Origin of the sequence: Shewanella indica (assembly GCF_033842865.1) — a bacterium.
Taxonomy (GTDB): Bacteria; Pseudomonadota; Gammaproteobacteria; order Enterobacterales; family Shewanellaceae; genus Shewanella; species Shewanella indica.
Window position 1 is genome coordinate 539477 of record NZ_JAWXXR010000001.1, and the last position, 13814, is coordinate 553290.

At 53.1% G+C, this 13814-nt stretch carries 12 protein-coding genes and 1 pseudogene; 10 read left to right on the forward strand and 3 right to left on the reverse strand.

The window, feature by feature from the left end; genetic code table 11:
- Window positions 1–82: 82 nt before the first annotated feature.
- The 5 genes from SIL79_RS02560 (at window position 83) to SIL79_RS02580 (ending at window position 4379) form a co-directional block, all read left to right on the forward strand.
- On the forward strand, window positions 83–718 hold the full coding sequence (locus SIL79_RS02560; protein WP_143078420.1) for a hypothetical protein: 636 nt from the start codon (window positions 83–85) through the stop codon (window positions 716–718).
- 218 nt (window positions 719–936) lie between these two features.
- Window positions 937–2040 carry a metal-dependent hydrolase gene (locus SIL79_RS02565; RefSeq protein WP_082014351.1) on the forward strand — a complete coding sequence of 368 codons (1104 nt, stop codon included), beginning with the start codon at window positions 937–939 and terminating at the stop codon, window positions 2038–2040.
- 325 nt (window positions 2041–2365) lie between these two features.
- Entirely contained in the window at window positions 2366–2923 is a 558-nt protein-coding gene (locus SIL79_RS02570; RefSeq protein WP_371873330.1) for an RNA polymerase sigma factor, read from the forward strand.
- The gene (locus SIL79_RS02575; RefSeq protein ID WP_162206905.1) at window positions 2920–3444 is read left to right on the forward strand and encodes a hypothetical protein; all 525 of its coding nucleotides are present in this window, start codon (window positions 2920–2922) and stop codon (window positions 3442–3444) included. The genes SIL79_RS02570 and SIL79_RS02575 overlap by 4 nt, the downstream gene beginning before the upstream one ends.
- A complete protein-coding gene (locus tag SIL79_RS02580) occupies window positions 3441–4379 on the forward strand; it encodes a DUF4097 family beta strand repeat-containing protein (protein ID WP_162206904.1) in 939 nt (312 codons plus the stop codon). Before SIL79_RS02575 ends, SIL79_RS02580 begins: the two co-directional genes overlap by 4 nt.
- 47 nt (window positions 4380–4426) lie before the next feature.
- On the opposite strand, the gene rsuA is transcribed toward SIL79_RS02580, so the two are convergent.
- Window positions 4427–5119 carry a 16S rRNA pseudouridine(516) synthase RsuA gene (gene rsuA / locus SIL79_RS02585; protein ID WP_162206903.1) on the reverse strand — a complete coding sequence of 231 codons (693 nt, stop codon included), beginning with the start codon at window positions 5117–5119 and terminating at the stop codon, window positions 4427–4429.
- A 289-nt stretch (window positions 5120–5408) separates the two neighbouring features.
- Here rsuA and SIL79_RS02590 point away from each other — a divergent pair, with 289 nt between their 5' ends.
- The 4 genes from SIL79_RS02590 to SIL79_RS02605 all read left to right on the forward strand — a co-directional run bounded on the left by SIL79_RS02590 (window position 5409) and on the right by SIL79_RS02605 (window position 9469).
- Window positions 5409–7508 (forward strand): M13 family metallopeptidase, encoded by a 2100-nt coding sequence (locus tag SIL79_RS02590; RefSeq protein WP_319618945.1) that lies wholly within the window; start codon window positions 5409–5411, stop codon window positions 7506–7508.
- Between the two features lie 142 nt (window positions 7509–7650).
- Window positions 7651–8433, forward strand: a complete 783-nt coding sequence (locus SIL79_RS02595) for a RelA/SpoT domain-containing protein (protein WP_234500961.1) — start codon at window positions 7651–7653, stop codon at window positions 8431–8433.
- Between the two features lie 68 nt (window positions 8434–8501).
- Window positions 8502–8906, forward strand: coding sequence for an SMI1/KNR4 family protein (locus SIL79_RS02600; RefSeq protein WP_039035558.1), 405 nt, complete (start codon window positions 8502–8504; stop codon window positions 8904–8906).
- Window positions 8907–8965: 59 nt separating this feature from the next.
- Window positions 8966–9469: a DUF4447 family protein gene (locus SIL79_RS02605; RefSeq protein ID WP_025888809.1), complete on the forward strand. Its 504-nt coding sequence runs from the start codon at window positions 8966–8968 to the stop codon at window positions 9467–9469.
- 44 nt (window positions 9470–9513) lie between these two features.
- On the opposite strand, the gene SIL79_RS02610 is transcribed toward SIL79_RS02605, so the two are convergent.
- On the reverse strand, window positions 9514–10140 hold the full coding sequence (locus tag SIL79_RS02610) for a glutathione S-transferase family protein (RefSeq protein WP_028780886.1): 627 nt from the start codon (window positions 10138–10140) through the stop codon (window positions 9514–9516).
- Window positions 10141–10368: 228 nt separating this feature from the next.
- A complete protein-coding gene (locus tag SIL79_RS02615) occupies window positions 10369–12951 on the reverse strand; it encodes a TonB-dependent receptor (protein WP_071477362.1) in 2583 nt (860 codons plus the stop codon).
- Between the two features lie 213 nt (window positions 12952–13164).
- Here SIL79_RS02615 and SIL79_RS02620 point away from each other — a divergent pair.
- Window positions 13165–13407 (forward strand): annotated as a pseudogene (locus SIL79_RS02620) (PH domain-containing protein); the annotation flags it as partial.
- Between the last annotated feature and the right edge of the window lie 407 nt (window positions 13408–13814).

Consider the following 13814-nt stretch of genomic DNA (forward strand, 5'->3'; position numbering starts at 1 on the left):
ATATAACCATTACAAATCCATTGTTACCTCATGAGGTATAAACCGTTGGTATCAGCAACAAAAACTAACTGAGGGGCTACACATGTTGGCAAGTTATTATTTACCAAGGCGAAGGCTGAGCTATCACTTAGGATATCTATTCTTAGTGAGCATGTTCGCCACACCTGTATTGGCTCAAGACGATCAAACTAATTCACTTCCTATCCCAGAGGGTTATCAAGCCGTCTATCAACGTTCCGTTATCCAAGATGACGTGCCGATGACACTCACACGCTATGAACGACAAGACGGGCAAAATACGGGCTTACAAGGTGAGCATTTCAGTACCTTATACAGTAAAGATGGGACACTCATGGGTTTTATGAATATTACGTCCAGCGTGGTGGCTCACCCCTTGCCTTCCGAGAAAGAAAGTGAGCGAGTAGCCCGTGAGTTCCTTGCATCGCAGGCTCCCGATCTGCTCACCAACATGCGTATTACCTCTATAGCAACCTATACAAAACCCCTACGTCTTACCGCCACTAACGAGACAGTCGATGTCTCTGGGGTAAGGGTTAAAGCCTACAATAACTCAAGCAGTAACTGGTTTTGGGTCGTCGTTGGCAATGGCAATCAAATCTTATCCTATGAAAGGGATGTCGGTTGGTCTTACATCAGATTCCAACGCAGCAGTGAATATTGGTTGGATGATCAATGGTTACTCAATCAAGGCTATTAGTCACCATCGTCTAATTTAAAGTGGAAACCATGATAGATAGTGTATAGAAAAGCAGGTGTGACTGTTTATTCTGTACACAAAATTTCTGTTCATCGTTCAGGCCTACTCGCCGTTCTGATTGAACCGATATGATTGCTGATATTGACACAATCTGTGAGTTCTGGTGCTGCTCATCACTCAACAAGGCGCGAGCGTGATAGTAAAAAAAGGGGGGCAATATGGATTCATTATCTCAAGCACTCTTAGGTGGTGCGATTCAAGGAGCAATGCTAGGGCACCAGCAAGGGCGACGCTCTTTAATTTACGGGGCGGCTTTAGCGACACTGCCAGATTTAGACGTATTTATCCGTTATGCCGATCCTGTATCAAACATGACATACCACCGTGGCTTTTCGCACTCCATTTTTGTTTTGCTCCTTCTCGCGGCACTGCTGACTTGGTTGATCGGTAAACGAGGGATCTCGTACAGTCACACCAGACTTTTTGTGACACTGTCACTAGTTCTCATCACTCATTCGCTACTTGATTCGTTTACTATCTATGGTACGCAACTTTTCTGGCCACTTGGGATCAAGCCAGAAAGCTGGTCAGCTATTTTTATTATTGACCCCATTTATACTCTTCCCCTATTGGCGGCCGTTATTTGCTTTATAAACAAAGGTTTTTCGTCCAAGATCCGGCGGCTCTTAGTGATCTCTATAGTCTTCTCGACGGGCTACCTGTTATTTGGCTTGTTAGGGAAAAATGCAGCTGAAAACCGTGTTGCCAACTTTTTTCAAACCCAAGGTATTGAAGTTTCGGAGTTGCGAGCCGTACCTACCCCCTATAACACCTTAGTTTGGCGTGTTATAGGAAAAAGTCCTGATGGTAATTATCATGAGGTGATCACCAGTTGGTTCGACAAAGGCAACCCAGAGTGGATAACGCAACCACTCAACTTGGATCTCGCCCAAGTACTTGACGGGAACGAGTTACACCAACGTCTTAAATGGTTTACGGGCGACTGGTTACGTTATGATATCATTGATAACAACTTAGTAGTCAGCGATTTGCGCATGGGGATCCCTACTTTGTACACCTTCCGCTTTTCAGTCGCTGAGTGTACAGACTCTGGCTCTCTCGTGGCAAGTGTACCCGAGACTTGGCCTAGCCGTATGGCCTCATCAGCAGAAACGCAGATGATTTTTGGTCGAATCTTCCAACAAGATCCCCCGTTGCCACTGACGCAATGGCAACAGCAAAATCTCTCCAATACGAATACGCTCGTGTGTAGCAATGCGGTATCACCACAAATACCATCACAGACCATCACAAACAGCTAAATCACAGGTGGCTCTAAGGAAGGCGCGAACAAGCCCCATGTATTCTCTGCGTCGGCTTACAGACCTGGATGCAAGGCGTGGTTCGTAAATCCTTAGCAAGAAGCACAACACAGCAGGCAGGCCCTGTAAACGACTCTCTTCGGGGCTTTCACAGCAACCGGCTCTCTACAAAAGAGAACGCCGATAGGGCTTATTCGCACCTTCCCTAACAATTACTTTTCCACCACCAGATAAATTCTTGGTTTTTTTAATTCTTTTTTAAACCTTTTAAGCGGGTCAAACTATCCAATTACCATGACTCGCCCAAACCATTAAGGACAGCCCAGTGAATGCCAGCCCGCAGCTGACAGAAACCAGATACCAGCAAGAAGTGGACTTCCCGCTGGTGCAGCGTGCCCGTTTGGGGGACAAGCTTGCCTTCGCCGAGCTCTACCGTCTGCACCATGGCAGAGTCTATGCATTGTGTTTGCACCTGGCCGGCCAGGTGCCACTGGCAGAAGAGATGACCCAGGACTGCTTTATCCGTGCTTGGGAGAAGCTGGACCAATTCCGCGGTGAAAGCAAATTCAGTACCTGGCTGCACAGCCTGAGCGTCAATCAGGCATTGAGTAGTTTGAAAAAGCAGCGCAGCTTCTGGGCCAGATTTCTGCCTGTGACCACAGAGGCAGACACAGAAGAGTCAACCACAACCCACACGGAGGAAACCTCTGTGTTGGAGCGCAAGATCCTCAAGTTACCCGAGCGGGCCAGAGTCGTGTTTGTGCTGTTTGCCATTGAGGGCTACAGCCATGAAGAGATAGCCGCCATGATGGGCACAAGTACCGGTACCAGCAAGGCGCAGTACCACAGGGCAAGAAACTTGCTTCAGGAGATGTTGTCATGAACAAGCAGCCAACATTGGAACAACTGCTAGAACAACTGCCACGGGAAAAAACACCCGAGCGCGACCTCTGGCCTGAAATCGCCGCCAGGCTGGAACCATCTCAGCCACCCAAGGCCGCAAACGCCAGCAACGGCTGGCGCAATCTGGCTATCGCCTGCAGCCTGCTATTGGTGTCTCTGCTCGGCTATCAGGGCTTGCAGCAACAAACCCAAAGCCGCGTCGACCCACAGATGCTGGCCATGCTGGAGCAGTTGCAGTATCAACACCAACAACAAGTGAAACAACTGGAAGCCAGTGTCAATTTCGGCCAATGGCAAAAGGTCAGCATGACCACGCCGCTCAGTCGCGGCATAGATGAACTCAGGGAAGCCGCCACGCAGATATTCCAGGCACTAAAACAAGACCCGACCGATCAACAACTTTGGCAACTCTGGCTTTGGGTACAGCAAAGGGAGATAGAGCTGCTCACCCGGGGTGAACAACTGCCAACTCAACTCGACCAACAAGGAATCAGCATATGAACAAGATATCACTAACCCTACTCTCTTCAGCCCTGCTGCTGAGCCCGGTATTGCATGCGGCCGAGAAGGTCGATCAAAGTGCGGCGCTGGAGTCCGGAGCTAAATTGAATATCAAGATCCAACGGGGAGAAGTGAAGATCCGCAGTTGGGACAAGGCTGAAGTCGCCATCAAGGGCAAGCTGGATGAGCTCAGTGAAGGCCTGGTGTTTGGTCAGCAGGGCGGCAGCTTTGTTATCGAAGACAAGCTGCCCAAGAGCTATAACAGCCGGGACAAAGACGGCTCAAAGCTGGAGATCTTTCTGCCCGCCACCGTCAATATGAAGCTCAAAGGCGTTTCCGCCGATTATGACCTTCAAGGATTGGAGGGTGAGATCAACTCAGCCAATGTCAGTGGCGATATCAAGGGCCAGGATCTCAAAGGCAATCTGCAACTGACCACGGTTTCCGGCAGTATCCACACCCAGAGCAACCAGGGTGAACTGTATCTGGAAACCGTTTCCGGCGACATTGAGGATAAACAGAGTCTGGGCAAGGTGAGTTATCGCCTGGTGAGCGGCGAACTAAACGCCGAGAGTGATGCCATAGAAGTGGAGCTGGATCAGGTCTCGGGCAAGAGTCAATTGACCCTCAAGGCTCCCGAGTCACTCAAGGCCAGAACCGTCAGTGGCGACTTGAGTATTGCCATGCAAAGCCTGGCCGGCAATGCCAATGTCGATAGCGTCAGTGGCGATATTGAACTCAAGTTTGCCCAACTGCCGAATGCCGCCTTTGATATCAGCGGTGGCCCAGGTGGCAAGATTGACAACCAACTGACCCAGGACTCACCGAAAAAAGCCAAGTACACCAAGGCTGAATCGCTGCAATTCCAAAGCGGTTCCGGCCAAGCCGATGTCAGTATCAACACCATCAGTGGCCGGATTAAACTGCAGCAATAATCAGCTGTATCGCACCAAGGCCTCCAGCTGGCCTTGGTGCCTTTTCTTCAGCCTACCGAGGCTATCTCCGCTTCGGTCAGATAACGCCACTCACCGGGTTCCAGTTCGCTATCCAGTTCTATGGCGCCGATTGACTCACGATGCAGGGCTTCCACTTTGTTGCCCACAGCGGCAAACATACGTTTCACCTGATGATATTTACCTTCGGTAATGGTTAACAAGACTTCAGTCGGGCTAATTAACTGCAGCTGCGCCGGCCGGGTCAGCCCCTCTTCCCGGTGCAGCGCCAGGCCAGCGGCAAATTGTGGGATCAAGTCTTCAGTAACAGGGCTGGCCAGCCACACCCGGTAGCGTTTGCCGCATTCCTTCTTGGGAGAGGTTAGCTTATGCGACCACTGGCCATCATCGGTAATCAACACCAGACCTGTGGTATCAGCATCCAGGCGCCCGGCAATGTGCAGATTCTCGGGCTTTTCTATCTCCAGTAGACTGATGACCGAAGGATAGACCTCATCCACGGTTGAGCAAATGGTATCGACCGGCTTATGCAACATCAGATATCTGTTGCCTATCAAGCTGATAGGTTCACCGTCGAAGCACACTTTCATGCCGTCACGCACCTTGAAGCTGGAGTCCTTGACGATTTCACCATCGACACTGATTTCACCGCGGTGCAGCGCCTTCTTGGCCATGGAACGGGTCAGCTCTGTAGACTCACAGATAAATTTATCTAAACGCACTTGGCTATCCAACCTCTTGAGTTATGCCGTGTCAATTGCGCGCCATTATGGAGCCTGACAAGCTAAAGGGCAAAGACTGTCAAACGCTCACTCAAATAAGCGCCTGTAACCTTTGCTTACAACTCCCGCGTCGCCGAAGCTCACTGTCGTCGCAGCAGGACTTGTTTACATTCCCACACAGGCCTTAACATAGGCATCACTGCGGTTTTTCCCGAACAAACGGGTGTGCAGCCAATCTGATAAAAATGTCCCCTAGCGGGACAGCAAAGAACAAAGAAAAGGAAACAGCATGAGAAAAGTACTCATTGGGGGATTGTGTGCCTCACTCATCGCAGGCCTATCTGCCTGTAATGACAAAACGGCTGAAACCCAGGCTGAAGCAGCCAAACAGCCGGAAGTCGCCAAAACCGCAACTGCCGCCGCCGTCAGCCAAGCCCTGGGCTCGGGAATTGAATTTGCCAACTTTGATAAGTCTGTTCGTCCTCAGGATGACTTCTATACCTATGTCAACGGCGGCTGGATCAAGAACACAGAGATCCCGGCAGATCGCACCAGCACAGGCGCATTCTATGACCTCAGGGAAAAATCCCGTGACGATGTCAAAGCCATTATTGAAGAGGTGGCGCAGAGCAAAGATCTCAAGCCCGGCAGTGACGAGCAAAAAGTGGCCGACCTTTACCGCTCCTTTATGGACAGCGATACGCTCAACCAGTTGGGGATCAAGCCACTGGAGAGTGAGCTGGCAATCATAGATGCCATCAAAGACAAGCAAGCACTGGCGGCCTACTTCGGCAAGAGCCAAATTCTCGGTGGCGGCACGCCCATGGCCTTCTATATCGATGTCGATGCCAAGGACTCCAGCCGCTATGCCACCCATATCTGGCAATACGGCCTGAGCCTGCCGGAGAAAGACTATTACTTCAACGAAGGTGAGCGTTTCGTCAACATCCGCAAGGCCTTTGTTGAGCATATCGCCAAGATGTTCACCCTGGCCGGTTTTGCCGAGCCACAACAAAGCGCCGAAGCCATCATGAAGCTGGAAACCGCTATTGCCGCCAAGCATTGGGATGTGGTTGAAAGCCGTGACAGCACCAAGACCTACAACAAATTGGAGGTCAAAGAACTGTCAACACTGGCGCCGGACATCGACTGGAACGCCTACCTGACTGCGCTTGGCGCCGACAAGCAAGCCGATATCATCATCAATCAGCCCAGCTTTATCGAAGGCCTGAACCAGATAGTCAAAGACACAGATCTGGCGACCTGGAAGACATATATGCGCTGGCAGCTGTTGACCCACTTCGCCTCAGATCTGAGCGAGCCGCTGGATAAAGAAAACTTCGAGTTCTTCGCCAAGACACTCAACGGCCAGCAAGAACAGGAACCTCGTTGGAAGCGCGGTGTAGCCAAGGTCAACAGCCTGCTGGGTGAAGTCGTGGGTAAAGTATACGTCAAGCGCCACTTCGCCCCTGAAGCCAAGGAGCGGATGGAGCATCTGGTGGAAAACCTGCGCGGTGCCTACGCCGACAGCATAGATGAACTTGAGTGGATGGGCGCAGACACCAAAGTTGCCGCCAAGGAAAAACTGGCCAAGTTCAACCCGAAAATCGGCTATCCCGACAAGTGGGAAGACTACAGCAAGCTGACTATCAAGGCTGACGACCTGGTCGGTAACGAGATCCGCGCCGGTGAAGTGGAACATCAAAAGCAACTGGCCAAGTTGGGCAGCCCCATAGACAAGGGCGAATGGCACATGACGCCACAAACCGTCAACGCCTACTACAACCCGACCATGAACGAAATCGTGTTTCCGGCCGCCATCTTGCAGCCACCTTTCTTTAATATGGCTGCCGACGATGCCGTCAACTATGGTGGTATAGGTGCGGTTATCGGCCATGAGATGGGTCACGGCTTTGATGATCAGGGTGCCAAGTTCGACGGCGAAGGCAATATGCGCGACTGGTGGACCGAGCAGGATCTGAAAGAATTTGCCGCTCGCGGCAAGGCGCTTATCGCCCAGTACGACGGCTACTATGTGTTTGACGACCTACACGTTAACGGCAGTCTGACCCTGGGTGAAAATATCGGCGATCTCTCTGGCGTCACCATAGCCTACAAGGCCTACAAAAAATCCTTGGCGGGCAAAGAGGCTCCGGTAATCGACGGTCTGAGCGGTGATGAACGCTTCTTCCTCGGATTCGCCCAAATCTGGCGTGCCAAGATCAAAGAGGAAGCCATGCGCAACCGAGTGGCCACAGATCCTCATTCACCGGCCAAGTTCCGCGCCATAGGTTCACTGTCCAATATGCCGCAGTTCTACAGCACATTTGACGTGAAGCCAGGTGACGGCATGTATATTGAGCCGGCCCAGCGCGTAAAAATCTGGTAATTTTACGCTTGCCAACAAAGGCGCCTCAAGGCGCCTTTGTTTTTAGATGAATAAAGTTTCATTTGAGGTTCAGCAAGGGTTCAGAGCCAAGTGCTACATTGGAGTCAAAGCCACTTAGAAGTCATTCTGGATGCGAGGCCCCATGACCCGATTATTCCGCACTTTCCTGGTTTTCCTGTTATTGCTTTCGGCGCGCACCGCCTACGCTCAGCCTTCAGAGTATGAAGCTGAACCAAGAGACGACAGCGGCTACAGCCAGCGCCAAAACTCGGCCCTCCCATTCAATGCCCTCAAGAAACAAAGCTTCAGCGCCCCAAGGCAGCCCGTCTCCAGCCTCAATGCCCTCTACCAGCAGGCACCGATGGCACAAAATGAATTGCACAGTCTCCTGTCACAGATAGCCAATCAGAGCGAGACTGAGCTGCTCCTTGCCAAAGTGAAAGAGCGTCAACGGGCCGAAGCCAAGGTGGCGCACAAGCTGAATAACGACCCCGCCGCCCTGACAGATCTGGTGCGAGCCACCCTGATAGCCGACAACCTTGATGACCTGCAGCTGGCCTTTGACACCCTGAATCAACAGGCCAATGTGCTACAGGTCAAAGACAGGTTTGCCCAGCCAAAGGCCTCTGGCTATCGGGATATCAACCTGCTGCTGCAACTGCCGAAAAGTGGCCTGATTGCCGAAGTTCAGTTGCACTTAAGGGAGATTGCCGCCATCAAAAACGGCGCCGAGCACCAAGTCTATGAAGAGGTGCAGGCGATGGAACATAAGGCTGCCCGCGAGCAAAGGCCGCTGAGCGAGCTGGAACTGGCCCGGATCCAGAAGCTGCGCCAGGAATCACACAAGCTGTACCACAAGGCCTGGTTAGGTTATAAACGCCAACAAACCCAGACTCTTGGCATAGAAAATACCATAGTCGCCTGACAAAGCTTGTCAGCGGCCAACAAGCCGCTATACTCCAGCGCATTGACCCTCGGCCAAAGCGTAAAATCATGCATGAAATCATAGAGCAACTGCAGGAACTGTCAGAGCAGGTTCCTGTACCGCTGGATCTGCCCGGCTTTGACGATCTGGTGGATATCGAAGAGCAAATACTCATCCCTTTGCCTGCGGAGCTGAAAGAATATCTGCTGCATGCCAGCGATGTTATCTATGGCAGCCTGGAGCCGGTGACCGCTGCCGATCCCCAGTCCCACACCTATCTGCCGGAAGTGACCTCCTATGCCTGGTCGCTGGGAATGCCCAGAGATCTGATTGCCATCTGCCAAACCGGTGATGACTTTTACTGCATAGATCAGGAAGGTGTGGTCTACTTCTGGAATCAAGACGGCCTGGATGAAGAAGATTGCTGGGAGTCATTCTGGCAATGGGTCGAAGACGTCTGGCTGCAAAGCTGACACAGGCCGGCATGCCCTGGGCGCCCCCCATCAGACACATAGAAAAAACAGGAAGCATTATGTCCAAACAATATCCGCTCAACGCCATCGAATTTCAGTGCCTGCGCCAATCTCTTGGCTTGGGTACCGCCCAGGCCGCCGAGTTACTGAAAGTCGATGAAGCCGAGTTGCTCTCCTGGGAAACGGGCGAGGCGCAGGTAAGCGAACTGGCTCAGAAAAAACTGCTGGAAATCGACGATATTATCGAGATGCAGGTGCTGAACACCTGTGATGGTATCGAGGCCATGTTCAAGAAAGAACCCAAGCGCCGTTTGGCCTTTGTGGTTTATCCTACCCAGGCGATTTACACCCAGTACAACCCTGAGTTTTTAAGCTCGCTGCCACTCACTGAGTTGTACAATACCGCCGCCTGGCGGATCAAGAAAGAGTGCAAACTGGTGCTGGAAGTGGATATCAGCCTGGTGCCACTGGATGTGGAATCCTACAAGGCCTTCAGAGAGCAGCAAGGCGGGCTGGGGGAGAGCCGCGAAAGCCGCGCCAAGTGGGCGGCCGCACAGCTCTGAAATATCACGGCCCCGAAATACTGCGGCTTTAAACCAGAGTTTGATTAATCAGTTAAATTGGCGCTGGCTTTGTCCAGCGCCTTTTTCATTGCCGGACGCAGGTTAAGCCTGTCTCGGTAAGCCGCCAGTTTGGGCGGGATCTGCTGCTCAAAAATGGTGGCCCAGTTCAGAGTATGGGCCAGCAGTATATCGGCCACAGTCAATTCATCACCGAGCAAGAATGGGCTATCAGGCAGCCACTGCTCGGCAATGGCCGCGGCCTTGTTGAACTCCCATACGGCAGTGGCTTGAATCGCCGCCACCCGCTGCTCCTCCGGCAAGGCAAACCTGTGCTTGCCCATGGTCCATAACGGCTGCTCCAACTCGGTTATCACAAAGCTCAACCATTGATGATGATGCCCGGAGGCTGCCGTGCCTGGCTTGGGCAACAGACGCCCCTCACCGTAACGCTCGGCCAGATAGAGCATAATGGCCGCCGATTCGGTCAATACCAGACCGTCATCCTCGAGCACGGGGATTTTACCGCAGGGATTAAGCGCCAGGAACTCAGGAGTGCGGTTCTGCTGCTTGGCCATATCAACAAAGTGAAACTCCCAGGGCAGTTCCAGCTCTTCCAACAACCAGGAAACCCGCAGCGCCCGGCTTCGCGGCGTGCCATAGAGTCGAATCATATTACTTTCCTTAAATTGCCCTGTCGCCATAAGCAATGGCTAACGCAGGTATGGTGGCAGAAAAGGCGCCCGCAGGCGCCATGATGATAAGGTCAACAGCAACAAGATACTCCCACTGCCTCAAGCTTGTCACTCAGTCCTTATTTCTCGGCTCTTATGTCTCACTTCTTATCTTAACTCTCCAGCATCCGGCCCTTGTCAGTTTGCCATCAAGGGCCGGGGGCCTGCTCAGAAGTTAAGACTAACCTTGGTGTAGATGAAACGGCCTCTGGGGTTATGCACAGACATCACATAGCCATAGAGATCGCCATCGCCATCGCCTATGGCAAACGGCGGCTCTTCATCCAACAGGTTGTTGACCCCGAGCGTCCACTTGAACATCTCGTTGAAACGGTAGGAAGCCTGCAAGTCCACCAGGAACTGGGCATCCACCATACGTGACTTGTTCTCGGTAAAGTCGAGGGCGCCGTCGAAGTTGATATCCGGCGTATCCTCAAATTCACCTATGTAGCTGACATTGAGGTTGGCGGCAAAGTCGCCCATGGTCCAGTTAGTGCTGGCCAGCCAGCGGTACTGGGGATACTCATACTCGCCGGTATAATCCAGGCCGTCCTTTTCAAACTTGTCCAGATAGCTCCACTCAAGGCCAAACTTGAGATCGCCATAGCTGTCCAGCTCCAGGCCGTAGTGAGCCGAGATATCCAGGCCCTGGGCCTCCTGGGAGCTTAAGTTAACAAAGCTTGAGTGAATCACATCAAGCACCCCGAGCGGCTCGCCACCGGCGGGGGGCAGGCGCACACAGATAGCGCTGTTTTGATCATTACAGTTGGCGGCATAGATATCGCCCAGAGGCTGCTCGTCTATCTTGTTGTCCTGGGTGATGTTCCAGATATCGAAGCCGATATCGAACTTCTGGCTCGGCGCCCAGATCATGCCGATGTTCCAGGTTTCCGACTCCTCGGCGTCCAGATCCGGGTTACCGGCAAATACCGTGTTGTAATCCAGTACCTCACAGTCGGCCTCGGAGATACCCTGAGCGGCGCAGGCATAGGTATCTTTAAAGAAGTTACTCTTTTCCGAAGGGCCCAGGCCTATCTGAGCCAACGATGGTGCCCGGAATCCCTGGGCCCAGGAGGCGCGCATACTCAAGTCTTCCGTCATGCCCCAGTGGAATGCCACCTTAGGATTGGTGGTGGAGCCAAAATCGCTGTAATGATCGTAGCGCCCCGCCAGTTGCAGCTCAAAGCTGTCGGTCACCGGAATGGAAAACTCCAGGTAGGCGGCATACTGATCGCGCTCGGCCGCGGCGGAAACCGCTTCAGTCCCGAAGATAAGCCCGCGCTGGAACTGCTCATCGGGCACATCGCTGACATCCTCTTCACGATATTCCATCCCGGCGGCCAGCATGATATCCCTGTCTGCCAGGGTAAAGGCATGCCCCGAAATGCTGGCATCATAGGCGGTAATATGTGACTTGCCCTGACGCACCAGACTGGTGGTAATGGCATCTATCACCTCGGGTGAGTTGATGGTGCCGCCAAAGGGGTTGTAGTTGCCGAGATTGATTTGCTCCTGCAGATAGTCCACCCGCACCCAGCCCTGGCTGCGATCCCCTGTCTGGGTCGACTCACTGCGCCCCTTTTGGGCCGAGACTTCCCAGTCCCACTCCTTGAAGCTGCCGCGCAGACCGGCCACTAATCTCAAGCTGTCGGACTCGATATCCCAGCGGCGGGGACCGGCATCCACTGTGCGGAAGCGACCTATGTCAATATCCTGACCAAAAGGATTGTTGGGATGTGAACCGGGAACCGTCAAACCGGCGGTTTCATCCAGCGGTGTGGCGGCGCCACCGGCCTTGGAAGTATTGTGCTGAGCCGCCAACTCCAAAAAGGCGGTCAGGGAGTCACTCAGGTGATACTCAAACTGACCTATGGCGCCTATGCGCTCGGCCTCGGGGATCACCAAGTTATAGGGGCCATAATCGAACAGGCAGCTGCCGCTCGATGTGGCGGAATCGGCCGGACAAGCCGGATCTATGGTCTTGACGCCATTGACATAGAAATACCCGGGAAAGCCCCGCGAGGAACGGAAATCCTCCCCGCCCCAGGGCGACTGATTGGCGGTACCAAACTGCCCCATCTCATCGGCGCTCAGGGTCGAGTTGCTGAAGTAATCCAGGATCACAGACGCGCTGCCCTTGTCACTCATGGTGCCCCACACCAGACTGGCGGTCTTTTCGTTGTAATTGGGGCCATCTGTGGCGCCATAGCCGAGATTGACTTCAATGCCTTCGATGTTTTTCCTCAGCACTATGTTGACCACCCCGGCGATGGCATCCGAGCCATAGATGGCCGAGGCGCCGTCCTTGAGTATATCTATCCGCTCAATGGCCGATACGGGAATGCTGTTGATATCGACAAAAGAATTGCTGACCCCTTCGGCAAAGGCGCTGATGGAAACCCGGCGACCATTGATCAGCACTAAGGTTGCATCCGGCCCCATGCCACGCAGGCTGATGGCGGCGGCACCGTTGGCGGTAGAGTCCTGGCTGTTGCCGCGGGTGGAGAAAGTGCCGGCCCCGGCCGCCGGCATTCTTTCCAGCAACTGCTGCAGGTTGTCGTAGCCCATGTTGGCAATATCTTCCTTGCCTATGGATTGAATGGGCGATGGGCCTTCCATATCGGTACGTTTGATCCGCGAGCCTGTGACTTCGATACGCTCCACAGACTCCTCGGCCGCGAAGGATTCTCCGGTAGGGGTCAAGGCAAGTGCGACGGCGCAGGCACTCAGGACAAGGTGAGGTCTGTTCATAATTATCCCTAATTTCTTCAGCTGTTTTTGTGGAAAACAACCACGACTACAAACTTCCGTGTTGTCATATTTCTTAACATTTACCGATTCAACTTAACTCTTTAATATCTAAAGTCAATGCCTCTACCCGAGGTAAATTTGATTTTACTGATATAGGAAGTCGCCATGTCCACAGCCGCCGCGCCACTGCTTCAGGCTCGCTTTGCCGATAATATCGCCAACATAAGCGCCGAGCTAACCGAGCGTAAGCTAGTGGTGCGCCGCGGCCTGCTGACCCGCACCGAAAATACTGTGCCCTTGGATAAAATCACCGACATGGCGCTTATTCAGCGGCCACTGATGCGCCTGTTCGGTCTGAAGAAACTCAAGCAGGAAACCGCCGGACAATCCGGCAATGACGCCCTGATAAGCCTGGTTGGCATAGTCGATGCTGACGGATTTCGCGCCGCAGTGCTGGCACTGGTGTTTCTCAACCTGGGTGCCGGTACCATGCATGACTCAGGAGCCTCCTTTGCCGACTCGGGAGCCCAGTTTGCCGGGCAGTTGATCTCCCTCTACGCCAGCGTGCTCGGGGAGTGGGGCCGTATGCTTATCGCCTTGGTGGCGCTGCTGTGTATTTTCTCCACCACTGTCACTGTGCTCTATGATTACAACAGCACCCTGGATGCCGGTTGGCGCCTGCTGCTTGAGCGCCGCCCCAGCGGTAAACGCCTGGCGGTGATCCTGCTGGTTATGTCGCTGCTGGCCTTGCTGCTGTTCCTGTTCTTCAAGGGTGCCTTGCTATCACTGTTGGAATTGGTGATGATCCAGGCCTTTATGACCACCTGCATTTTTGCCTGGTTGAATCTACGGCTGATGAGTTC

What these genes read in the sequence shown, in the direction of transcription:
- SIL79_RS02560 (WP_143078420.1), top strand. Translation starts at nt 83, where the DNA reads ATGTTGGCAAGTTATTATTTACCAAGGCGAAGGCTGAGCTATCACTTA.
- SIL79_RS02565 (WP_082014351.1), top strand. Translation starts at nt 937, where the DNA reads ATGGATTCATTATCTCAAGCACTCTTAGGTGGTGCGATTCAAGGAGCA.
- SIL79_RS02575 (WP_162206905.1), top strand. Translation starts at nt 2,920, where the DNA reads ATGAACAAGCAGCCAACATTGGAACAACTGCTAGAACAACTGCCACGG.
- SIL79_RS02580 (WP_162206904.1), top strand. Translation starts at nt 3,441, where the DNA reads ATGAACAAGATATCACTAACCCTACTCTCTTCAGCCCTGCTGCTGAGC.
- SIL79_RS02590 (WP_319618945.1), top strand. Translation starts at nt 5,409, where the DNA reads ATGAGAAAAGTACTCATTGGGGGATTGTGTGCCTCACTCATCGCAGGC.
- SIL79_RS02595 (WP_234500961.1), top strand. Translation starts at nt 7,651, where the DNA reads ATGACCCGATTATTCCGCACTTTCCTGGTTTTCCTGTTATTGCTTTCG.
- SIL79_RS02600 (WP_039035558.1), top strand. Translation starts at nt 8,502, where the DNA reads ATGCATGAAATCATAGAGCAACTGCAGGAACTGTCAGAGCAGGTTCCT.
- SIL79_RS02605 (WP_025888809.1), top strand. Translation starts at nt 8,966, where the DNA reads ATGTCCAAACAATATCCGCTCAACGCCATCGAATTTCAGTGCCTGCGC.
- SIL79_RS02610 (WP_028780886.1), bottom strand. Translation starts at nt 10,140, where the DNA reads ATGATTCGACTCTATGGCACGCCGCGAAGCCGGGCGCTGCGGGTTTCC.
- SIL79_RS02615 (WP_071477362.1), bottom strand. Translation starts at nt 12,951, where the DNA reads ATGAACAGACCTCACCTTGTCCTGAGTGCCTGCGCCGTCGCACTTGCC.